Here is a 22424-nt window from a genome sequence, read left to right on the forward strand (position 1 = left end):
ATCAGCATTCCATCACGTCGGCATCTGCGCGGCGGCAGCACCCTGGTCCGCGCCGTTCCGTCCCGCAGGACCAAGATCTCTGCTCTCCTTTTCCCCGAGCATCTCCTCGGCGAAATGGCATGCGACATGGCGTCCGGGCAGCAACTCGCGCTGCTGGGGCTCCTGCGTGCGACAGATGTCCCGCACACGCGGACAGCGTGTATGAAAGCGGCAGCCGCTCGGCGGCGAGATCGCGCTCGGTATCTCGCCCTGAAGGATGATTCTCTGCCGAGCCTCGGCTGCAGCGGGATTGACCTCGGGTTCTGCCGATCGCAGTGCTTCCGTATAGGGATGCAGCGGAGTGTCGATCACGGCATGGGCAGGACCGAATTCCACGATCTTGCCGAAATACATGACCGCCACGCGGTCGCTGATGTGGCTGACCACTCTCAGATCATGGCTGATGAACACATAGGTGAGGCCGAGCTGCTCCTGCAGCCGGGAGAAGAGATTGAGCATGTCGGCCTGGATCGACACGTCGAGCGCCGCGACCACCTCGTCGCACACGATCACGGTCGGATCGAGCATCAGCGCCCGCGCGATGTTGGCACGCTGCTTCTGGCCGCCGGAAATCTCATGCGGATAACGATTGGCCATTTCCGGTGACAGCGACACCCGGTCCAGCATCGCGAACGCCTTTTCGCGCCGCTGAGCCTTCGTTCCCTCGCCAGCTATGTCCGCCGGTTCGCAGACGCTCTGAAGGATGGTCATGCGCGGATCGAAGGCCGCATTCGGATCCTGCGAAACGATCTGGTACTTTCGCCGGTGGCGGTTGAGCTCGCGGCGGGAAAACTTGAACGGGTCGATGTCGCCGTGCAGCACTCCACCGCCGCTTGGGCTGAGCAGGCCGACAAGACAGCGCCCGAGCGTCGATTTACCGGAACCCGACTCGCCGATCACGCCAAAAATCTCGCCCTTGCGCACGCTGAAGCTGACGCCGTCGACGGCGCGGATAAGGGAGCCGCGCCGTGCGTTGCCGAAGCTGACATGCAGGTTGTCGGCCTTGAGAGCCATCTGGCCGGACGAAACGACTTCGTTCATGCTTCGACCCTCTCCAATTCGAGTTCTTCCCAACGATTACAGCGCACTTCCCTTCGGCCGGTGTTTTCGATGCTCTGGGAGAGGCCGCAAGGCTGGGCGGAAAAGGTGCAGCGCGGTCCGAAACGGCAACCTTTCGGCATGTGACGCAGCGAAGGAACACGGCCGGCGATCGAAGGCAGGGTGCCTCGTGGGCGGTTGCTGTCAGGTATCGATTGCAGAAGCCTGGCCGTATAGGGGTGGCGGGGACAGGCGATGACGTCCTTCACCGGACCGCTCTCGACAACCTGTCCTGCATACATTGTCACCATCCGATGGCAACTCTGTGCGACCAGCCCGAGATTGTGGGTGATGAACATGATTGCGGTGCCGGTGCGGTCGGCAAGGCCTAGAAGCAGGTCCATGATCTGCGCCTGGATCGTCACGTCGAGGGCTGTGGTCGGCTCGTCGGCGATGAGCAGGCGCGGCTCGCAGACCAGTGCCATGGCGATCATCACACGCTGGCGCATGCCGCCCGAAAGGTTCATCGGATAGAGTGTCGCGACGTGGCGTGGCGACGCGATGCCGACCGAATCAAGCGCCGCGACGGCGCGCTCCGCCGCCTCCCTACGGTCGAGCTTGAAGTGCCGCCGAAGGGTTTCTTCTATCTGGTAGCCGACGGTGAATACCGGATCGAGAGCGCTCATCGGCTCCTGGAAAATCATGCTGATGTGCCGCCCGCGAATACGATTCATCTGCGATTCCGGACAGGAAACGAGGTCCTGGCCTCCGAACATGATCTTGCCGCCCAGGCGGGAATCGCGCGGCGGCAAGAGCCGGAGGATAGAGAGCGCAGTCATCGACTTGCCGCAGCCGCTCTCACCGACCACGCCGAGAATCTCCTTCGGCTTCACCGAAAGCGAGATATTGTTGAGAACTTCGACCCAACCCTGCTGGTCACGCAGTGACAGGGTCAGGTTCTGGATATCCAGAAGCGCGTCCTGGCCAGCCGTCATCGACTCGGCAAGCTGCTGCATACGGCCTGATCCTCCCTATCGGCCCGCCGCCCGCGATCAACTTGTGAAATGCAGGTGGCTGCTATGCTCTTTCCCATCGCGCCCAGGATCCCGTCAGGGTTCCTGATACGCAGGCCGGCTCTTCCCAAAGCCTCGTCATGTATACACTACAGTACGTTTTACGGCGGCGAAAGCCCCAGAGCGACCGGAATCAAAATTGTCGTGAAGCATGTCGCACAAAACTGTGCGGCCACTTTGCGACAGAGGAAATGAGAGAGCGCCTATCCTCGAGTATCGGCTACCTTAGAAGCGGTGAAGTCTCAGCCCCAACACCTTTTCCGAAATCACCACGACAATCAGCGTCAGCACGATCGAGCAGGTTGAGACGGCGGCCGCCTCCGGTGTGAAGTTGGTCCTGAGATAATCGAAGAGCTGGATCGGCAGCGTCGACGTTCCCACATTCTTCAGCATGAAGGAAATGGTGAAGATATCGAAGGAGATGATGAAGGCGAACAGGCAACCCCCGATGACGCCCGGCTTGATGAGCGGCAGCATGATGCGCCGGAACCGCGTGAACCGTCCTGCGCCGAGGCTCTGCGCCGCCATGCTCCAGGAAGGATCGTAACTTTCCATCGAGGCCGAGACGTTGATGAAGACGAAGGGCAGCGTGATCATGACATGGCCGATGATCATGCCGAACACGGTCTGCGTGCCGATGCCGATCGAATAGACGAAGAAGAGCAGCGCGATCGCGGTCAGCACTTCCGGCAGGAGCAGCGGCGCCAGCATGGCGATGCGCACCGCCTCCTTCAGCCGGCCGGAATACTGGACGTAGAATATCGCCGCCATCGTGCCGATGACGCCTGAGATCACCATCGTGACGGCCGCGATCCACAGCGATGTGCGGATCGCCCGCATGAACACCTCGTTGTTGAAGAAGACCACGTACCAGCGGAAGGAGAGGCCCTGCGGCGGGAAGGTGAGGAAAGCGCCGGCATTGAAAGAGGCGATGACGACGACCGCGATCGGCGCCAGCAGGAAGGCGTAGATGATCAGGCAATAGACGGTGAAGAAGGGTTTCGACATCGGTTCAGGCCTTCCATTTTATGACTGTCAGTCGCCCGAAGATCACCACGACGATCGCGCCGGTCACCGACAACATCAGCGCCAGCGCAGAGCCGAACGGCCACTGGAAAGTGTCGATCAAAGCGTCGACCACCGTCACGGCCATGGTCTTGACCCGCAAGCCGCCGATCAGCGACGGCGTCACATAGGCGCTGAGCGACAGCACGAAGACGAGGATCGAGCCTGCCTGGATGCCCGGCAGCGACAGCGGCAGGGTGATGCGCCGGAAGGCCGTAGCCTTCGAAGCTCCCAGCGAACGGGCAGCGGCTTCGAGCGACGGATCGATGCCCTGGATGGCACTCATGATCGGCAGGATCATGAAAGGCAGGAAGACATGCACCAGCGCGATGACGATGCCAAGCGCGTTGTACATCAGCGGCAGCGGCCCGTCGATGATGCCCCAGCCCATCAGCGTGCGGTTGATGAGGCCGTTGTTTCCGAGCAGGATCGTCCAGCCGTAGCTGCGGATGACGATGCCGACAAGCAGCGGCGAAAGCACGAGGCCATAACCCATGGCCCGAAACGCCGAATTGCCGCGGGCAAGCTGCCAGGCCACCGGATAGCCGAGGATCAGGCATGCCAGCGTCGTCACGAAGCCGATCCAGAGCGTGTTGGCCACCTGCTGGATATAAAAGATGTCCGAGAAGAACTTGCCGTAGTTGACGAGTGTGAAGCCCGGCCCGTAAGGCGTCCCCTGCCCCGGCATGCGGAAGCTCATCAGCACGATATTGAGATAGGGCAGGACGAGGAAAACCGTCAGCAGGATCGCGGCAGGCGCAATCAAAAGCAGCGGCCCGAAGCGTTTCTTCGCAGCGACGTTCATGCTTCAGTCCCGCGTATTGGCCCAAGCGGCCAGAACCGGTCGACCGGTGCATGGATGAGCACCTCGTCGCCATCGGCAAACCGGGTGCGCGGAAGGGTCTGGACGTTGACGGTCGCGCCATCCGCAAGGTCCAGCCGGTAGTCGACAAGGCTGCCGGAATAATAGCTCGACCGGACCTTTGCCGGCACGCCGGCTGCGCCGGAACTGACGGGCAGAAGCTCGACCGCTTCCGGCCTGAGCGCCAGCATGATCTCCGTGCCGTCGGCATAGGCGCCTGCAGCAGGCACGTTCCCGAAGGGGGTCGAAATGGTTCCGCTGCCCACCTTGCCGCGGATGATGTTCACCTGGCCGACGAACTCAGCCACTTCCAGATTGGCGGGCCGCTCATAGATGTCCGACGGCGTGCCGATCTGCGCGATGCGCCCTCCGAACATCACGACGACGCGGTCCGACATGGTCATCGCCTCAGCCTGGTCATGGGTGACGTAGACGGTGGTGATGCCGACGCGGCGTTGCAGGTCGCGGATGAAGACGCGCATCTCTTCGCGCAGCTTGGCATCCAGATTGGCGAGCGGTTCGTCGAGCAGGAGGATCTTCGGTTCGATGACCAGCGCACGCGCAAGTGCCACGCGTTGCTGCTGGCCGCCGGAAAGCTGGCGCGGATAGCGTTCCGCGTAGCCCGCAAGCTGCACCATATCCAGGACCTTTGTGATGCGCTCGCGGATTTCCGCCCTGGAAATCTTCCGCATCTCCAGCCCGAAGGCGAGGTTCTTCTCCACTGTCATATGCGGGAAAAGCGCGTAGTTCTGGAAGACCATGCCGATGTCGCGCTTTTCGACCGCCACATGCACCACGTCGCGGCCGTCAAACCGGATCGCGCCCTGCGTGGCATCCTCGAACCCGGCGATCATCTTCAGCGTCGTCGTCTTGCCGCAGCCGGAGGGGCCGAGCAGCGAGATGAATTCGCCTTCCGCGATCCTGATGGAGATGCCGTTGACCGCAGGCCCCTGCCCGTAGTCCTTGGTCAGCTTTTCGATGCTAACCTCTGTCATGAAACTTCACTTTCAATTCGCCAAGAAACCCGAAAAAGCCGATCATGGCCCGCCACGGAGGCAAGCCATGATCGCAGCGGGGGAAAATCACTTAAGCGTCTTGGCCCAGCGCTCGGAAAGCTCGCCCTGCTTTTCGTTGACGAAGTTCCAGTCCCAGGTGAGGATCTTGTCCATGTCCGCACCGGAGATCGGCACATCCGCCTTGAGTTCGGCCGGAATCACCACCTTGGAATTGGTCGGCGAGATGAAGAATTCCTTGGCCATCATGCCCTGCACTTCCGGCGACAACAGGAAGTTGGCATACTGATAGGCCAGATCCTTTTCGGGCGCGTTGGCGAGGATGTTGATCGTCTGGTCGAACATGATCATGCCTTCTTCCGGAATGATGCAGTCGACCGGCAGCCCCTGCTTCTTCAGGCGGGCGATTTCGCCGAAGTCGAAAGGAGCGACCACGATCTCGCCGGAGGCAAGGCCGGTGGAGAGGTTGAAATCGACCTGGATGACGGAGCCCAGCTTTTCGAGCGCGGCGAAGCCTGCGTCGACGTCGTACTGGTCTTTGCCGAAGATCTTGGAGAACAGCAGGAGTTCCATCTTGCCGGCACTGTTGGCGAAATTGTAGAGGCCGATCCGACCCTTGAATTCCGGATTGTTCCAGAGGTCCTTCCAGCTTTTCGGCGGCGTTTTCACAAGGTCGGTACGGTAGCCGATGCCGATTGGCGATACGGCGCCGATCGCACCCCAGCCATCAGTCTTCTTGGCAAGCGGATAGAGGTCGGCATAGTTCGGCAGCTTGGAGAGGTCGAGTTTTTCGAAAAAGCCCTCCTTGCGCAGGCCCGATGCGAAAACCTCGTTGGTCATCACGATCGAATAGGGCGGCTTGGCGACGCCTGCGGCACGCAGGTTCGCGCCCCAGACACGGCCATTGCCGACATCGAGCGTCACGGCTGCGCCGCTCTGCTTGGTGAAGGCCGGCGCCACGGTCGAGCGCCAGTATTGCTCCCAGACGCCGCCGAGCGTCGGCACGACCAGCGTCTTCGCTTGAGCCCGCGCGGGCAGGCCCATGAGGCCTGCCGCCGCGAGTGCACCCATTCCGGCAAGGGTTTGCCGTCTTGTCATATCCATCATCTTGCAGTTCCCCTTGTTGCGATCATTGATCGGTATGTGCCGGCGGTATTCCGCTTCTGTGCACGCTTTTGGTCAGCGCTCAGCCTTTCGAAAAAGCCTGTTTCGTCTTGAGGTCGATATATTCGCCATAGGTGATCGGCTCGTATTTCGCTCCGCCCTTGATGAAGGGCTTCAGGCATTCGATCACCGTATCTTTCGACGGATTGAGGAAGAACGGGATAGACTGCCGGCGCGCCGTGCCCTTGAAACCGGTGGGCGGATTGGCGACCCGGTGCGGCGTCGAGACCCATTCATCATTTGTCCAGCGCATGAAGGCGTCGGCGATGTTGATGACATAGGCGCCTTTGATCGACGGGGCGTCCAGCCACTCGCCATTGCGGTTCCGCACCTGCAGGCCGCCCGGAGAGGCTTCGGAGCGCAGGATGGTCATGAACCCGTAATCGGTGTGCACGCCGGCGCGCAACTGGCCCGGCAACGGCGCTTCGCTCTGTTCCGGATAGTTGATGACGCGCAGCGCCGAGAGATGGTTTTCGAAGGACGGTTCGAAATAATCCTGATCGAGCCCGATTGCCTGGCAGAAGATGCGGCGCAGGTGCTTCGACAGCACTTCCATTTCCTTGAAATAGTCACGGAAGGCCTGCGCCAGCCCGTCGGGCTTGTTCGGCCATATATCGCCCGGCAGGTTCTCACCAAAATTCAGGCTTTCCTTGTAATCGCCCGGTGTCTTCAAGCCCAGCGTTGCCGCCAGCGCTTCCTCAGCGATCGGGGAGAAGGACACGCCGCCGATCACGCCATTGCCGCGGCCTATCGTCTTCTTCCACTCCTGCGGTTCGTCGAAGAAGGCTCTCGCGAGACTGTAGAGTCGCAAGGTCGCTTGCGGCGAAACACCATGGCCGGCGACAAGGAAGAAACCGGTATCACGGCAGGCGGCTTCGATGGCTTTCACCACGTCCGCAGCGCCCACCTCGTTTCGGATGAAGGGGCCGACATCGATGACCGGAATGCCGGGTGCGGCATCGCCGGACGATACGGGATTGGCACCTGAAACGGACATGGCCTGCCTCCATCTGCGCATCTGACAAACAGATGTTGACAAAAACATCTGTTGTTGTCCATATCAAAAATAACGAAGTTTCAAGACGGCATTCGCCGCAAGGATGATGTACGAGATGGATGACCTCGCTCCGCAGGAAGCGGCCGTTCTGTCGATCATCAAGGACAACCCGTTTGCCGGGCAGCAGGAGATCGCCACCCAGCTCGGGCTGGCGCGCTCGACCGTCGCCGCGCATATCGTCCAGCTCATGCAGAAGGGCTATATTCTCGGCCGCGGTTATGTGATGCCGGCGGAAACCCGGGCCGTCTGCATCGGCGGCGCCGTGCTGGACCGCAAATACCGCGCCAAGGCGGATCTCGTTTTCGAGACCTCCAATCCGGTCGATGGCATCCGCTCCATGGGTGGTGTCGCCCGCAACGTGGCGGAAAACCTCGCCCTTCTTGGCACCACGACGAGCTTCGTCTCGATCGTCGGCGACGACGAGGGCGGAAGAGCGCTTTTGAAACATATGCGCGACCGCGGCATCGACGTGAGCCAGGTCGTTGTGACGGCCGAACGCCCGACGGCAGAATATGCCGCGATCCTTGATTTGAAGGGCGACCTGGTGCTCGGCATTGCCGACATGGGTATTTTCGACCTGCTGCTGCCGCCGCATTTCGAGCGCATCTGGCCGCATCTCGCTGCCGCGAGCTGGGTCTTCTGCGACTGCAATCTGCCGGACGAGACAATTGCCGCCTTGATCGCCAAGCGCCAGGGTGCCCGCTTCAGGCTGGCGATTGACGCGGTTTCGACGCCGAAAGCTGCCCGCCTGCCGAAGGACCTTTCCGGCATCGATCTCCTGTTCATGAACATCGACGAGGCGAACGCTGTCCTGCATCGCAAGGCACATCAGACGATCGAGGACGCCAGAGAAGCAGCCCTCGCCCTTCAAGCTGCAGGTGCCCGTGAGGCGGTCGTCACCATGGGAGCGCGCGGCATCGCGGTGGCCGGCACGGAAGGCGCCCGCACATTCCCGGCGGTCCGGGCAAGACCCGTTGACATTACCGGTGCAGGCGACGCGATGATCGCCGGCACGCTGCACCGCATCCTGCATGGCGAAGACATCTATACGGCGGCACGCACCGGCGCGCTGCTCGGCACGCTGACCACCGAAACCCCGGCCAGCGTCCACACAGAATTGTCCGAACGCTTCCTGGAAGCCAATATGCACCGTCTCGCCGGATAGGCGGCCGGTCGAAAACACCATTCGAGGAATACCCGCAATGCCCCTTCTGAAACCGACGCTGAGCCGTGAAGTTGCCGAGACGATCGCCGCCGGCGGTCCTGTCGTCGCGCTGGAATCGACCATCATCACCCATGGCATGCCCTACCCCGCCAATCTCGAAACGGCGCTTGGCGTCGAGGCGGTGATCCGCGAGAACGGCGCGGTGCCGGCGACGATCGCGGTGATAAATGGCGAACTGCGGGTCGGTCTCGAACGCCACGAGCTCGATGCACTTGCCAAGGCCAAGGGCGTGGTAAAGGCTTCCGGCCGTGATCTTGCCGTCGCCATGGTCAAGAAGCAGTCGGCCGGCACCACCGTATCAGCCACCATGCTGCTCGCCGATCTCGCCGGCATCGACATCTTCGCGACCGGCGGCGTCGGCGGCGTGCATCGCGGCGCCGAGCAGACCTTCGATATTTCCGCCGACCTGACCGAACTCGGCCGCACCAAGACCGCCGTCGTCTGCGCCGGCGTAAAGTCCATCCTCGATATCGCCAAGACGCTTGAATATCTGGAAACCCAGCGTGTGCCGGTGATCGCCTACGGCACCGAGGATTTCCCCGCCTTCTTCACCCGCAAGAGCGGCTACAAGGCCGATCATCGGCTGGACACGCCGGAAGAGATCGCCGAAGCCATGTTCCTGCACCACAAGCTCGGCACCGGCACCGGCTTGCTGATCGCCAATCCGATCCCGGAAGCCGCCGCGCTGACGCCGGAATTCATCGACGGCACGATTGCCGACGCGGTGCGCGAGGCAGACGAAAAGGGCATCGGACGCAAGGAGCTGACGCCCTTTCTCCTCGCCCGCATCAACGAGCTTTCCAAGGGTGAGAGCCTCAAGGCCAATATCGAGCTGGTGAAGAACAATGCACGCCTCGCTGCTAAAATGGCCGTCGCCTACGCGGCTTTAAAGAAATCCGGCAAATAGTTCAAAAATAAGGGGAACTTCCATGAGCTACGAGACAATCCTGTATGAGAAGGATTTGACCGACAAGTTCGCGACGATCACCATCAATCGCCCCGACAAGATGAACGCGATGAACAAGACGGTGATCCGCGAGATCGACGCGGCACTGAAGAGTGCCGTCGATGACCCGGACGTCAACGCTCTGGTCATCACCGGCGCGGGCCGCGCCTTCTCATCCGGCTATGACCTGCAGGGCGGCGATTTCGATGTGGACATCGACTTCTGGCGCGAGGACATGACCGAAAACGCCGAGGCACTGCTCAACATCTGGCGCGCCCCGATCCCGATCATCGCCTCGGTCAATGGCTACGCGCTGGCCGGCGCGCTCGAACTGATGATGTCCTGCGACCTCGCCATCGCCGCCGACACAGCAAAATTCGGCGAGCCGGAAGTACGCCATAATTCCGGCCCGCCAGCACTGATGATGCCCTGGCTGCTTGCCACCCGTGACGTGCGCTGGCTGATGTTCACCGGCGACATGGTGGATGCCGAAGAGGCGTTGCGCATGCACCTCATCAACAAGGTCGTGCCGGCCGATCAGCTGAAGGAAAAGACCGAGAACCTGGCCCGCAAGCTCGCCCGCATGCCGGTGCCGGCGCTGAAATACACCAAGGCCTCCATCAACAACCAGCAGATGGTCGCGGGTCTCATGCCGTCCTTCCAGTACAATATCGAAGCGATCGCCGCGCTGCATGTGACCAAGCAGGGCCGCGAATGGATGGCGAATCTCGCCAAGATGTCGCTGAAGGAATACCTCGCCTTCCGCGACAATCCCTTCAAGGGCCTCGACTGAGGCCGCGCCGATGGCGGCCAATACGCCGGAAGCGATGCGGGCCTTGATGGCGCCGCAATCCGTCGCGGTCGTCGGCGCCACCGAGCGCGCCGACGCTTCTTCCAGCTTCGTAATGAGGAACCTGATGCGCTTCGGCTATCAGGGACAGATCATCCCGATCCATCCCAAGGCTGAAACGGTCTTCGGCTACAAGGCCATCTCCTCCCTTTCCGCACTCGATAATGCACCTGATGTCGCTGTGATCGGCATCAATGCCGACAAGGTCATCAGCACGTTGGAGGAGGCCGGACGGACGGGCGTCAAGGCTGCTGTCGTGCTGGCCTCCGGCTTCGCCGAACTGGACGAGGCCGGCCGCGAGCGGCAGCGACAACTGATCGACATCGCCGAACGTTACGGCATGGCGATCTGCGGGCCGAACTGCCTCGGCCTCTTCAACCTCGGCACGGGTGCGGCGCTCTATTCCTCCAGCCTCTCGACCAATCTAGAAAAAGGCCGCCTCGCGATCCTCTCCCATTCCGGCGCCAGCGCGATTGCGCTCGGGAATACAGGGAGGTTCGGCCTCAGCCACATCGTCTCATCCGGCAACAGCGCCGCGACCGATATTCCTGACTACCTCGACTTCCTGGCCACCGATGAGGCAACCAGTGCCATCGGCATCGTCATCGAGGCGATCCGCGAGCCGGAAAAGCTTGCCCGAGCGATGGAAAGGATGCACGCGGCGGGGAAGCCGGTGATCGCTCTGCGCGCCGGCCGGTCGGCACGCGGAGCACGGGCGACCGCCGCCCATACGGGATCGCTCGCCGGCAGCAACGAGGCCTATCGTTCGTTCTTCAAGCGCGTCGGCATCATCGAAGTGCCGGACATGGACGGCTTCATGGAGACGGCCACACTCTGCCTAAGCCTCGGGCGGCGTCCTACAAAACCAGGCGTCGCCATCGTCGGCGTCTCCGGCGGCGGTGTGGCGCATGTCTCCGATATTGCAGACGAGACGGGTCTCACGCTGCCCGACCTGCAGCCGGAAACCACCGCGAAGATCAAAACCCTGCTGCCGCCCTTCGCGACCCCTCAGAACCCGCTCGATACGACGGGTGTTGTCTTCGCCAACGGCGATATCTACCGCGCCGTGCTGCATACGCTGGCCGACGATCCGTCGATCGGGATGATCGTCGCCGCGCAGGACGCGCCGGCCGGCTTGGACGATTTCTGCGCCGCCGAATATCTCGGCATCGCAGAGGCGGTCTCCGCCTATGCCGAAACCGGCAAAGCGCCGGTCATCTTCATGAGCAACCTCTCCTCCGGCCACCATCGGGCCGTCGAGCAGAAACTGCCAAACGTGCCGGTCCTGCGCGGGACGAAAAGCACTTTGGCGGCGATTGCGGGCCTGGTTGCGCAAAGCAACACCGTTTCGTGGCCCGGCAAAACGGCAATGGAAAGAAAGACCCTCTCCGCCGGCGCCTTGACCGAGCGCGAAGCCAAGACGCTGCTCGCCTCCGAGGGCCTGCCTGTCCCGAAAGAACGGCTTGTTACCAGTGCCGATACCGCGGCGAAAGCGGCGAAGACGCTCGGTTTTCCAGTCGCGATGAAGATCGAGTCGCCGGATATCCTCCACAAGACCGAGGCAGGCGGCGTGAAGCTCGGCATTGCCTCGGAGGCGGAAGCGCACGCTGCCTTCGACACGATCATGGCGAGCGCCCGCGCCTATGCGCCCGATGCGGATCTGCGCGGCGTCTCGGTGCAGGAGATGGTGATGGGCGGCGTCGAGGCCCTGGTCGGGATCGTACGCCACGAGCCCTTCGGCTTGGGCCTCGTCGTCGGCATCGGCGGAGTGCTGGTGGAACTGATGAAGGACGGCGCTTTCGACCTGCTGCCGATCGATCTTGCCCGCGCAGAGGCGATGATCAGTGAAACCAGGCTCGCCTCATTGCTGGAAGGCTATCGCGGCGCGCCGAAGGCAGACCGCAGGGCACTCGCCGAACTGCTGGTGAAACTCTCCGAGTTCGCAGACCGGTACGGCGACGATATCGAAGCGATCGACCTCAACCCGGTCGCGGTACTGCCCGAAGGCAAGGGCGTGCGCGTCCTCGATGCACTGATCATTCCGAGGAAGCGGGATTGATCAGTGCAGCCGAAGCTTCGGCTGCCGTTCGGTCTCGGCATGGGCGAGCCGGGAAAGCCGCTCCGTCAGCAGGGCATAAAACCCGTCTGCATCGACGTCGCGCATGAATATCGCATTCTTCGGCCGGCCGGAAACGCCCCACCAATCCGCAACCGTCATGCCCTTGGTCAGTTCCGATTCCGTCTCGATCTCCACGTTGCAGAGCCGGCCGGAATAGAGTTCGGGCTTCAACAGATAGGCGATGACGTTCGGGTCGTGCAGCGGCCCGCCCTCGCTGCCGTATTTCGCCACGTCGAAGCGTTCGAAATAATCGAGCCAGCCAACCAGCACCTCGGCGAGATGCCCGCCGATCGCCCGGATCGCCTCGACGCGGGCGCGCGTCGTCAATGTCTTGTGGGTAACGTCGAGCGGCATCATGACGATCGGCACGCCCGAGCCGAATACCACGGCCGCCGCCTGCGGATCGACATAGATGTTGAACTCGGCGGCCGGCGTGATGTTGCCGCCCTCGAAGCAGCCGCCGCCCATCAGCACGACCTGCTTGATGCGGCCGACGATTTCCGGCGCCTTGGTCATCGCCTTGCCGAGATTGGTGAGCGGTCCGAGTGTGCAGACTGTCACCGTGCCGGCCGGCTCGCGCATCAGCGTCTCGATGATGAAATCGACGCCATGCTGCTCCTGCAGCGGCATCACTGGATCGGGCAGGTCCGCGCCGTCCATGCCAGTCGCACCATGCACATATTCTGCGGTGACCAGCGTGCCCGACATCGGCTGGCTGCAGCCCGCGAACACCTTTACATCCGTGCGGCCGGCTAGCTCGCAGACCTTGCGAATGTTCACATTGGTGAGCGGCAGCGGCACATTGCCCGCGGCGGCGACGATGCCGAGAACTTCAAGTTCCGGGCTCGCCAGCGCCAACAGAATGGCCAGCGCATCGTCCTGGCCGGGATCCGTGTCGATGATGATCTTTTCTACCATGCTGGTCACTCTCGGAAACTTGGGGAACGGTCAGGCGACATCGGGAAGCGGCTCCTTCGCGCGCCATTTCGCCAGAAGATCGGCCTTGCGCTTTTCGAACCGCTCGACGGAAGCAAATTTGATGGGGCCGAAGCCGCGGACCATGTCCGGCAGGCCGGCAAGCTCGACGGCAAGTGCATGATTGCCGGCTTCGAGCCCGGCAGAGAGTTCTGCGACGAGCGCGAAATGGTCCTCGACCAGTTGCCGCTCCATACGCCGCTCGGCGGTACGGCCGAAGGGATCGAATGCGGTGCCGCGCAGGAATTTCAGCCTTTCCAGCACTGCAAAAACAGGCCTGATCCACCCGCCGAAGGCGATCTTGGCCGGGTGGCCGGTGCGCGAATCGATTCTGCGGGAGAGCAGTGGCGGTGCAAGGTGATGCTTGATCCTGAATTCACCCTCGAACTGTTCGGCGAGCTTCCTTTCGAAACCACGATCTCGATGCAGCCGGGCGACCTCGTATTCGTCCTTGTAGGCCATCAGCTTGAAGGTGTTCTTCGCGACGGCTTCAGCAAAACCGGTCATGCCGCGCGCCCGCGCTTCAGCATTTTTGGCGATCTCGACGAGGTCCGTATAACGTTCGGCATAGGCGGCATTCTGGTAGGCGGTCAGGAAGGCGACACGCTTTGCGACGATCTCCTCCAGCGTCTCGGTCTTCGGCTCAGCCTTCACGAACCCAGCCTCGCGAGCAACAGCTTCGGCATCGACAGCGGCACGGCGGCCCCAGCCGAACGCGGCGCGGTTCATCGCGACACCCGTCCCGTTGAGTTCGATCGCGTTGTCGATCGCCGCCAGGCTGATCGGCACGAGGCCGCGCTGCCAGGCGTAACCGAGCAGGAACATGTTGGACGCGATCGCGTCGCCCATCAAGGCCGTGGCGAGATCGGTGGCCGGTACCGTCTCGACCGCCTCGTCGCCAGCCGCACGGCGCAGCGATTTCAGCGTCGCCTCCTGCCGGAAGTCGATCGTCGTGTCCTTTACGAAGGAAGCTGTTGGGGCAAAATGATCGTCGATCACCGCCCACGTCTTGTTCTTCGCGAAGGAGGCGAGCGAATTCTTCTGTGCCGCCACGACGATATCGAAGCCGAGCACGAGATCACTCTCGCCGGGACCGATGCGCGCCGCATGGATCTGCGCAGGGTCCTTCGCCAGACGGATGTGCGAGATGACCGAGCCGTTCTTCTGGGCAAGTCCGGTCTGGTCGAGCGTGACCAGAGCCAGCCCGTCGAGCAACGCCGCCTGGGCGAGGACGGCACTGACCGTGATGACGCCCGTGCCGCCGATACCGGCGAGCAGCATGCTGTAGGGTTTTGCAAAGTCGGTGGCGAAGGCGGGCCGTGGCAGGTCGTCGGTCTTGACGGATTTCGACTTTGCGGCAGGCTTTCGGATGCTGCCGCCCTCCACCGTCACGAAGCTCGGACAGAAGCCCTTTATGCAGGAAAGGTCAGTATTGCAGCTCGACTGGTTGATCCGCCGCTTGCGGCCGAATTCCGTTTCCTGCGGCTCGATCGAGATGCAGTTGGACACGGCGGAACAGTCGCCGCAGCCCTCGCAGACCAATTCGTTGATGAAAGCGCGCTTGTCCGAGACCGGATAGGCGCCACGCTTGCGGCGGCGACGCTTTTCCGCAGCACAGACCTGATCGTAGATCAGCACCGTCACGCCGGGGATTTCGCGCAGTTCCCGCTGCACGGCATCGAGCTCGTCGCGGTGATGGACCGAGACGTCGCGCGGCAGGTTGCCCTTCCAGACCTCCGGCCGTTCGGCGACCACGACGACACGGCTTGCGCCCTCGGCCAGCATCTGCCCGACAATGCCGGGCACCGTGACGTCGCCGTCATGCTTCTGGCCACCGGTCATGGCGACCGCGTCGTTGTAGAGGATCTTGTAAGTGGCATTGACCTTCGCGGCAATAGCAGCGCGGATCGCCAGCACGCCGGAATGGAAATAGGTGCCGTCACCCATGTTGACGAAGATGTGCTTCTCGTCCGTAAAAGGGGAAAGCCCGATCCAGGAGCCGCCCTCACCGCCCATCTGGGTGAAGGTCGAGGTGTTGCGGTCCTCGTTGCCGATGATCATCATATGGCAGCCGATGCCTGTCGAAGCCCGACTTCCCGCCGGCAGACGGGTCGAGACGCTGTGCGGACAGCCTGAACAGAAATAGGCCTCGCGCTTGAGCGCGGTCGCCTCGACACCAAGCGCAGCCGTCATCTCGTCCACAAACCGCGCCTTGGCCTGCAAGGCTTCGTCCAGCACGCCGAGACGGGAGAGAATAGCCTTCGCCACCGACAAGGTGCCGATCTCGCCGATTGCCTGAAGAAGCGTGCCGCCGCTCTCCCCCACTTTGCCAAACACCCGCGGCCGCTGGCCGTCAGGCAGGTTGAAGAGCAGCGCCTTGATCTGGTCCTCGAGGATGGAGCGCTTTTCCTCCACCACCAACAATTCATCGACCCTGGACGCAAAGTCCGCAATGCCCTGCGGCTCCAGCGGCCAGACCAGGCCGACCTTGTAGAGCACGATCCCGAGTTCGGCGGCGCGCGCCTCATCGGTCCCGAGCAGTGCCAGCGCACCCATGAGATCAAGCCAGGATTTGCCGGTCGAAACGATACCGAGCCTTGCCTTTCCACCGCCGCCCCAGACGGTGCGGTCGATCCGGTTGGCACGCGCGAAAGCCTGCACGGCGAGCATCTTGCTCTCCAGCCGCTGTTCCATCGCATGCGGCCCGTCCGGCCAGCGCAACGAAAGGCCATCCGGCGCGAAGATCTCGTCAGGGATGACGATCTGCGGCTTATCCGGATCGAGATCGACCGTCGCCGAACATTCGACGATCTCGGTCTGGCACTTGAGGCCGATCCAGGCACCGGAATAGCGGCTCATGGCAAAACCGAGGAGGCCGTATTCGATATACTCACCGACACCGGCGGGCGACAGCATCGGCACCATCGCGGAGATGAGGTTGTGCTCGCTCTGGTGCGGCAGGGTGGAGGAGACAGCACCGTGGTCGTCGCCGACCAAAAGCAGCACGCCGCCGTTCGGGTTCGTGCCCACCGCATTGGCGTGGCGAATGACGTCCATGCTGCGATCGACGCCCGGCCCCTTGCCGTACCACATGGCGAAGACGCCGTCATAGCGCGAGTCCTCGAACATGCCGGTCTGCTGCGTGCCCCAGACGGCGGTCGCCGCCATGTCCTCGTTGAGACCGGGCTGGAACTTGACATGCGCTGCATCGAGATATTTCTTTGCCTTGCCCATCTCGCGGTCGAAACTCGCCAGTGGCGAGCCGCGATAGCCCGAGACATAGCCGGCGGTGTTCAGCCCTCGCTCCAGGTCCCGCTGGCGCTGGATCATCGGCAGGCGGATGAGCGCCTGCGTGCCCGAGACCAGGATACGGCCCTTTTCCAGCGTATAGCGATCGTCGAGGCTGATCTTGCGACCCGAAGAGGACGTATCCGGCGCGGCATGGATCGACATCTAGGCCCGCTCCACTTGTCCGACCGAAGCTGGTGCCTGGAAGAGCCGGGTGGCGGCATCCAGTGCTCCATCAGGCCGGGCGAGAAGGCGATTCACACGGTCAGACAATCAGGTCCTCCCGGGATCTCTCTGCCACGACCACGGCACGACGTCTGGCCGAACACGATCTCGCCCATATCCAATTCCCCTTGCCTTTTCGGCTTTGCAGGAAAGTTATTCCCATTCCGCTATTTGTCAAACCTATATTTAAAAAGCAGTAGCCTTTTCGACTGCGTCGTGGCATCACTAGAAACTGGAGAGGCAACCAGAACGCGGGGGAAGGCCAACGTGATCCTCAAATACGACGAGGTTGTGCGCACGGGCATTGCCAAACAAGTGGCCGACAATATCCGCTCCGCGATCCTGGACGGGCGCCTGAAAGTGGACGAACGCCTGCCGACCGAAGAAGATCTTGCGAAGAGCTTCGGCATCTCCCGCCCAACCGTCCGCGAGGCCCTGAAACGTCTCGCCGCCCAAAACCTCATTCATTCCAAGCGCGGTCCGGCCGGCGGCAATTTCGTGAAGCGCCCCGACCCGGAGGGCTTGTCCAAGGCGATCACCGGTGCGGCGACCCTGCTCGTCGGCATCGGCGCCTTCGACATTGAAGAGATCATCACCGCACGCCTGGAGACGGAGACCGTGTGCTGCCGGCTCGCCACCGAAAACCGCAGCGATGCCGATCTTGCCGCCATGGAGGCCGAGATCGCGATCCAGCAGGATGAGACGATCAGCGACGAGGATTTCTGCGCCTCCGATGTACGCTTTCACAGGGCACTGGTGGAATCGACCGGCAACGGCCCTCTGAAGCTGATGATGTACACCGTCATCGAAGCCTTCATCCCGATCACCAACATGATCGTCTTCCGCGTGCGTGAACGCCGTCATGTCGCCTCGCTGCATCAGGAAATCCTCGATGCAGTGCGCAAGCGTGAAGACGTCAAGGCTGCGGACGCGCTCGCTCGCCTGCTCGCCTATGTGCGCGAAAGTTATGCCGCCGTCCTTGAAGCGCGTGCCAAACGCGAGGGCGCGCAGGCCTCTGCCTGATCCGAACTACCCAACACCGGAGAGATGCCATGACCGAGACGTTCAGAGCGATGGTGATAGATGCCGTCGACGGCAAGCCGAAAGGCGCTTTCAGGGATATCTCCGTCGCCGATCTTCCGGATCATGACGTGCTCGTCGAGATCGCCTATTCGACGCTGAACTACAAGGACGGGCTTGCCATTACGGGCAAGGGCCGCATCGCGCGCCGCATGCCGATGATGGGCGGCGTAGACCTCTCCGGCACCGTCCTCGAATCCCGCTCGCCCGAGTGGAAGCCGGGCGACAAGGTGGTATTGAATGGCTGGGGCCTTTCCGAGACGGAATGGGGCGCCTATGGCCGTTACCAGCGAGTCAAGCCGGAATGGCTGATCCCTCTGCCTGATGCTTTCTCGATGGAACAGGCGATGGCGATCGGCACTGCGGGATACACGTCGGCGCTGTGTGTCGACGCGCTCGAAAAATGGGGCACGATCAAGCCCGGCGAAGGTGAGGTCCTGGTGACGGGCGCTGCCGGCGGGGTCGGCTCGGTAGCGATCGCGCTACTCGCCGCGCGCGGCTACAACGTCACGGCCTCGACGGGCAGGCCGGAAACTCATGATTATCTCGCCTCGCTCGGCGCCACGAACTTCGTCGATCGCGCAACGCTCGCCGAAAAGGGCGGCCCGTTGCAGAAGGAGCGCTGGACCGGCGGCGTCGATAGTGTTGGCTCCACCACGCTCGTCAACGCGCTAGCACAGACCGTCCGCGGCGGCGCGATCGCCGCCTGCGGTCTTGCCGGCGGTGCCGACCTGCCCGGCACCGTATTGCCGCATATCCTGCGCGCCGTCACTCTGATCGGTGTCGATTCCGTCTTCGCCACCCGCGAGCAGCGGATGTCCGCCTGGGCGCGGCTCGCCCGCGACCTGGACAAGGCGAAGCTCGGCAGCATGACGACCGTCGAGCCCATGTCCAACCTGCCGCGGCTCGCCGAGGACATCGTCGCCGGCAGGATCCGCGGCCGGGTCGTGATCGACGTTATGGCTGTATGAGAGAAAGCAGCGATACCTGCTCTTCGAGGGTCATAGCGTCGATGAGATCTTCGACAATCCCGGCCATTTCGTCCATGTCCGTCACGCCGCCAATTCTCTCAGCACCAAGGCGCTATCGTGCTCCGGCACGTCACCAATCTCGGCCATCTTGGCATCGAGCTTGGCAAGCATGTGCCTGAAAATTGCCGCATAGGCTGGGTCGTCGGCAACATTGATCAGTTCGTGCGGGTCCTTCTCGCAGTCGAAAAGCTCCCATTCCGGCGGTGCACCATTGGGGCGCGCTCCAAGCTGACCGAGGTCGTCGTTGTACCAGTAGATCAGCTTATAGCGCTCGTCGCGCACGCCATAATGCGCCCAGGCCTCGTGGATATCGTCATTATGCATCCAGTAGCGATGGTAGGTCAGTTGCTCCCAATCGCCGGGCGTGCTGCTTTCCAGCACCGGTCGCATCGAGCGACCCTGCATATAGCTGGGAATGGGAAGGCCTGCATAGTCGAGGAAGGTCGGGGCGAAATCCACATTGCAGGCGATGTCCTTGCTGGTCGAGCCGGGCTTGATGGCTGCCGGATACCGGGTCAGAAACGGCATCTGCAGCGATTCCTCATACATGAACCGCTTGTCGAACCAGCCATGCTCGCCGAGGAAAAAGCCCTGGTCGGACGTGTAGATGACGATGGTGTTCTCCGCCAGGCCCTTCGCATCGAGGTAATCGAGCAGGCGTCCCACATTTTCGTCGATGGACTGCACCGTGCGCAGATACCGTTTCATGTAACGCTGGTACTTGAATTCCGCGAATTTCTGCGGGTCGTTGAAGGTAAAGTTCTCGCCGGTTTCGGCACAGATGACGGTGATGGTTTCGCCGGGCTGCAAATCCGGCACCTTGCGCATCCAGGGAATGAAGTCGAGCATCAAGGGACCGACTTTGGAAGCCGGTCCGGGCGGTGTTACCAGCCCGAGGTCCTCATAGTTCATGTCCGAGCGAATGCGCATCTTGGCCGCGGCCGCCGCAGCCGCGCGGTTGGAATAATCGTCATTGAAGGTTTCGGGCAGCGGTATGTCTTCGCCGGCCCAGAGATGGTTGTATTTCGGATGCGGCTCGAAATTGCGGTGCGGCGCCTTGTGGTGGCACATGAGGAAGAAGGGTTGTCTCTCTGATTCCTCGATGAATTTGAGGCTGAGATCGGTGATGATGTCGGTGGCGTAGCCGGGAATGCGACGCTTGCCGTCCGGGAAGATGAACTTGGGGTCCCAGTAGTCCCCCTGCCCCGGTACGACGGCCCAATCGTCGAAACCGGTCGGATTATGTGCAGGCCCCTCCCCCATATGCCACTTGCCGAACATGCCGGTGCGATAGCCGCCCCGCCGCAGGTGTTTGGCAACATTTGGCAAACGGTTGTCGATCTCCGTATGGAGCGTGGTGACGCAGTTCACATGGTTGTAGGTGCCTGTGAGGATGGCAGCACGGCTGGGCGTGCAGATGGAATTGGTGACATAGACCGCGTCGTGGCGCATGCCTTCCCTGGCCAGACGGTCAAGGTTGGGCGTATGGTTCAGGCCGGCGCCGTAGGCCGAGATCGCGCGGGCGGCGTGATCGTCGCTCATGATGAAAATGATGTTGGGACGCATGTTGAACTCTTGGGATCTAGAGATAATCAAGCCGGGACCGCCGTCCGGAGCAAAGCCTCCAGCGCATCGAGGCGATCCTTGTCGAGATGAGGCACCATGCCGGCGATCTCGAGCAGCGTCTTGTCGTCGAAGATGGGCGGGACCTTACCGCCACGCAGGCCAGGAAGCGCGTCGGCAACGATCTCGCGCGTGCTGTCCTCCGCCAGCAGAACGTTGACGGGAACCGTCGCAATCAAGGCATTAGGCGCGAAATCCGCCACCGTCGGCGCCCGCCTCTGGCCCAGTTCGATCTGCGCCCATTGCCGTTCCACGAGAAGGTGGTCTTCCGTCACCGGGCCATCGGACGGCAGCCCCAGACGTTCGAACTGGCTGGACGGCGCCTCGTTGTCGCGCATGAGCCGGACGAGAAGGCGGGCCATGCGCAATTCCAGCGCTGGGTCCTGTAGCGGCGTGGTCTGACCGGGGTCGGTTTCGAGCTCGTAGAGCAGCGTTCCGTAATCAGCCGGGCCGCGCATGGTCCAGCCGGGCAGGCGCATCACGGGTGCACCCTTGGTGAAGGAGAAACCCGGTATCATCTCGGCCTCAACAAACTCGGACGGCTCGAAGCGCGACCGCATATGGGTGGGCATCAGCGTGTGTTCCATGAGCGGCGTGTTGGCCGGATCGACACAGGCGCGCATATAGACATGGCGCCCGTCGGTGACGCTGACATGGCCGCCGAAATTGCCGAACAGTCCCGCCTCGCGCACCGGACGATCGCTCGCGACCGTTTCGCGGAGAGGCCGGCCGAGCATGTCCCTGGTCGGCTGGAGGCCGAAGAAATCGAGCAACGTCGGCGCGATGTCGATGGTCTGGACCAGCGCCTGCCGCCGCTCGCCGGCGACACCCACGTGCGGATCCCAGACGAAGAAAGGGGTATGGATGGTTTCGTTATACCAGGGCATGACGGATTTACCCCACCAGCCGCGTTCCCCCAGCATGTAGCCGTGGTCGGTGCAGACGATGAGCATCGTATCCTTCCACATGTCGTGCTCGTCCATGAGGTCGAGGACCCGGCCGAGATTGCTGTCGCACATGGAAAGAAGGGCGAGGTAACGACGGCGCGCATGATCCGCCGTGGCTTGGGACTCAGTCACCCGTGCATAGGGCGGCCAATCGAAATCAGTCGGGCTGTCGCCGGTTTCGTCCTCGGGATAGAGGCGATGATATTGCTCGTAACTGAAGAAAGGCTCGTGCGGATCGAAGGTCTCGATCTGGAGCATCCAGTTGTCCGCCCTGGCATTGGTGTTGATGAATTCCAGCCCCGCATCAAACGTCCGGGTCTGTGAATGGTCGGCCTCATCGGCCAGATAGGACCGGTTGATCCGGTCCTGGTTCCTCATGCGGTGGAAGATGTCGGTCAGCCGCCTGCGGTCATTTTCGGCGACCACGCCCTTCCACAGATCGCCTTCCTGGCCGCGGAAGAATTCGTGGCTGGTATAACGGGTATGATAGGTTGCGCCGCCGTCTTCCCAGTAATGCTGATGGTCGGTGACGAGGTGGGTATAGACGCCGTTTTTGGCGAGGATTTCCGGCATGGAATCGTCGAAGGGCTCGATCGGTCCCCAGGAACGGTGCAGGAAGTTATGCCGCCCGGTATGCAGTTCCCGCCGTGCCGGCATGCAAGGCATGGAGCCGGCGTAGCAGCGATCGAAGGTGGCCGTGTGCGCCGCCAGCCGGACGAAATTGGGGGCATGGGTTTGCGTATCGCCATAAGGCGGCAGCATGCGCCGGTTAAGGCTGTCGAACATGACGATGATGGCGCGCAT

17 protein-coding genes are annotated in these 22424 nt (G+C 62.2%); 6 read left to right on the forward strand and 11 right to left on the reverse strand.

Annotated features, from left to right (window positions below):
- Positions 1–12: 12 nt before the first annotated feature.
- The 7 genes from ABK249_RS27515 to ABK249_RS27545 form a co-directional block, all read right to left on the reverse strand.
- On the reverse strand, positions 13–1080 hold the full coding sequence (locus tag ABK249_RS27515) for an ABC transporter ATP-binding protein (protein WP_407722190.1): 1068 nt from the start codon (positions 1078–1080) through the stop codon (positions 13–15).
- Positions 1077–2093 (reverse strand): ABC transporter ATP-binding protein, encoded by a 1017-nt coding sequence (locus ABK249_RS27520; RefSeq protein ID WP_348864624.1) that lies wholly within the window; start codon positions 2091–2093, stop codon positions 1077–1079. Before ABK249_RS27520 ends, ABK249_RS27515 begins: the two co-directional genes overlap by 4 nt.
- A gap of 282 nt (positions 2094–2375) precedes the next feature.
- Positions 2376–3158, reverse strand: a complete 783-nt coding sequence (locus tag ABK249_RS27525; protein WP_037145411.1) for an ABC transporter permease — start codon at positions 3156–3158, stop codon at positions 2376–2378.
- Between the two features lie 4 nt (positions 3159–3162).
- Positions 3163–4020, reverse strand: a complete 858-nt coding sequence (locus ABK249_RS27530; protein ID WP_227705777.1) for an ABC transporter permease — start codon at positions 4018–4020, stop codon at positions 3163–3165.
- A complete protein-coding gene (locus ABK249_RS27535) occupies positions 4017–5072 on the reverse strand; it encodes an ABC transporter ATP-binding protein (protein ID WP_348864625.1) in 1056 nt (351 codons plus the stop codon). The genes ABK249_RS27530 and ABK249_RS27535 overlap by 4 nt, the downstream gene beginning before the upstream one ends.
- A gap of 87 nt (positions 5073–5159) precedes the next feature.
- Positions 5160–6197: an ABC transporter substrate-binding protein gene (locus ABK249_RS27540; protein ID WP_348864626.1), complete on the reverse strand. Its 1038-nt coding sequence runs from the start codon at positions 6195–6197 to the stop codon at positions 5160–5162.
- 79 nt (positions 6198–6276) lie between these two features.
- Positions 6277–7251, reverse strand: coding sequence for an isopenicillin N synthase family dioxygenase (locus ABK249_RS27545; protein WP_348864627.1), 975 nt, complete (start codon positions 7249–7251; stop codon positions 6277–6279).
- A 115-nt stretch (positions 7252–7366) separates the two neighbouring features.
- On the opposite strand from ABK249_RS27545, the gene ABK249_RS27550 reads away from it, so the two are divergent.
- The 4 genes from ABK249_RS27550 to ABK249_RS27565 are packed head-to-tail and all read left to right on the forward strand — an operon-like array spanning position 7367 to position 12391.
- Entirely contained in the window at positions 7367–8476 is a 1110-nt protein-coding gene (locus tag ABK249_RS27550; protein ID WP_348864628.1) for a carbohydrate kinase, read from the forward strand.
- 37 nt (positions 8477–8513) lie between these two features.
- A complete protein-coding gene (locus ABK249_RS27555) occupies positions 8514–9443 on the forward strand; it encodes a pseudouridine-5'-phosphate glycosidase (protein ID WP_348864629.1) in 930 nt (309 codons plus the stop codon).
- 22 nt (positions 9444–9465) lie between these two features.
- Positions 9466–10275: an enoyl-CoA hydratase/isomerase family protein gene (locus ABK249_RS27560; RefSeq protein WP_348864630.1), complete on the forward strand. Its 810-nt coding sequence runs from the start codon at positions 9466–9468 to the stop codon at positions 10273–10275.
- A 10-nt stretch (positions 10276–10285) separates the two neighbouring features.
- Positions 10286–12391 carry an acetate--CoA ligase family protein gene (locus tag ABK249_RS27565; RefSeq protein ID WP_348864631.1) on the forward strand — a complete coding sequence of 702 codons (2106 nt, stop codon included), beginning with the start codon at positions 10286–10288 and terminating at the stop codon, positions 12389–12391.
- Here the strand turns inward: ABK249_RS27565 and ABK249_RS27570 are convergent, their stop codons facing one another.
- Together ABK249_RS27570 and ABK249_RS27575 are read right to left on the reverse strand one after the other, a co-directional pair.
- Positions 12392–13369: a nucleoside hydrolase gene (locus tag ABK249_RS27570; RefSeq protein WP_348864632.1), complete on the reverse strand. Its 978-nt coding sequence runs from the start codon at positions 13367–13369 to the stop codon at positions 12392–12394.
- A 30-nt stretch (positions 13370–13399) separates the two neighbouring features.
- Positions 13400–16879, reverse strand: coding sequence for an indolepyruvate ferredoxin oxidoreductase family protein (locus ABK249_RS27575; protein WP_348864633.1), 3480 nt, complete (start codon positions 16877–16879; stop codon positions 13400–13402).
- A 327-nt stretch (positions 16880–17206) separates the two neighbouring features.
- Between ABK249_RS27575 and ABK249_RS27580 the strand changes: the two genes are divergently transcribed.
- Both ABK249_RS27580 and ABK249_RS27585 read left to right on the forward strand, forming a co-directional pair.
- A complete protein-coding gene (locus ABK249_RS27580) occupies positions 17207–17962 on the forward strand; it encodes a FadR/GntR family transcriptional regulator (protein ID WP_348864634.1) in 756 nt (251 codons plus the stop codon).
- A gap of 29 nt (positions 17963–17991) precedes the next feature.
- Positions 17992–18990, forward strand: a complete 999-nt coding sequence (locus ABK249_RS27585) for an MDR family oxidoreductase (protein ID WP_348864635.1) — start codon at positions 17992–17994, stop codon at positions 18988–18990.
- A gap of 81 nt (positions 18991–19071) precedes the next feature.
- On the opposite strand, the gene ABK249_RS27590 is transcribed toward ABK249_RS27585, so the two are convergent.
- A complete protein-coding gene (locus tag ABK249_RS27590; protein ID WP_348864636.1) occupies positions 19072–20616 on the reverse strand; it encodes a sulfatase family protein in 1545 nt (514 codons plus the stop codon).
- Positions 20617–20642: 26 nt separating this feature from the next.
- Complete coding sequence (locus tag ABK249_RS27595) at positions 20643–22424, reverse strand: sulfatase (RefSeq protein WP_348864637.1); 1782 nt, start codon at positions 22422–22424, stop codon at positions 20643–20645.

The sequence above is a fragment of the Neorhizobium phenanthreniclasticum genome (assembly GCF_040066075.1).
Lineage (GTDB): Bacteria > Pseudomonadota > Alphaproteobacteria > Rhizobiales > Rhizobiaceae > Neorhizobium > Neorhizobium petrolearium.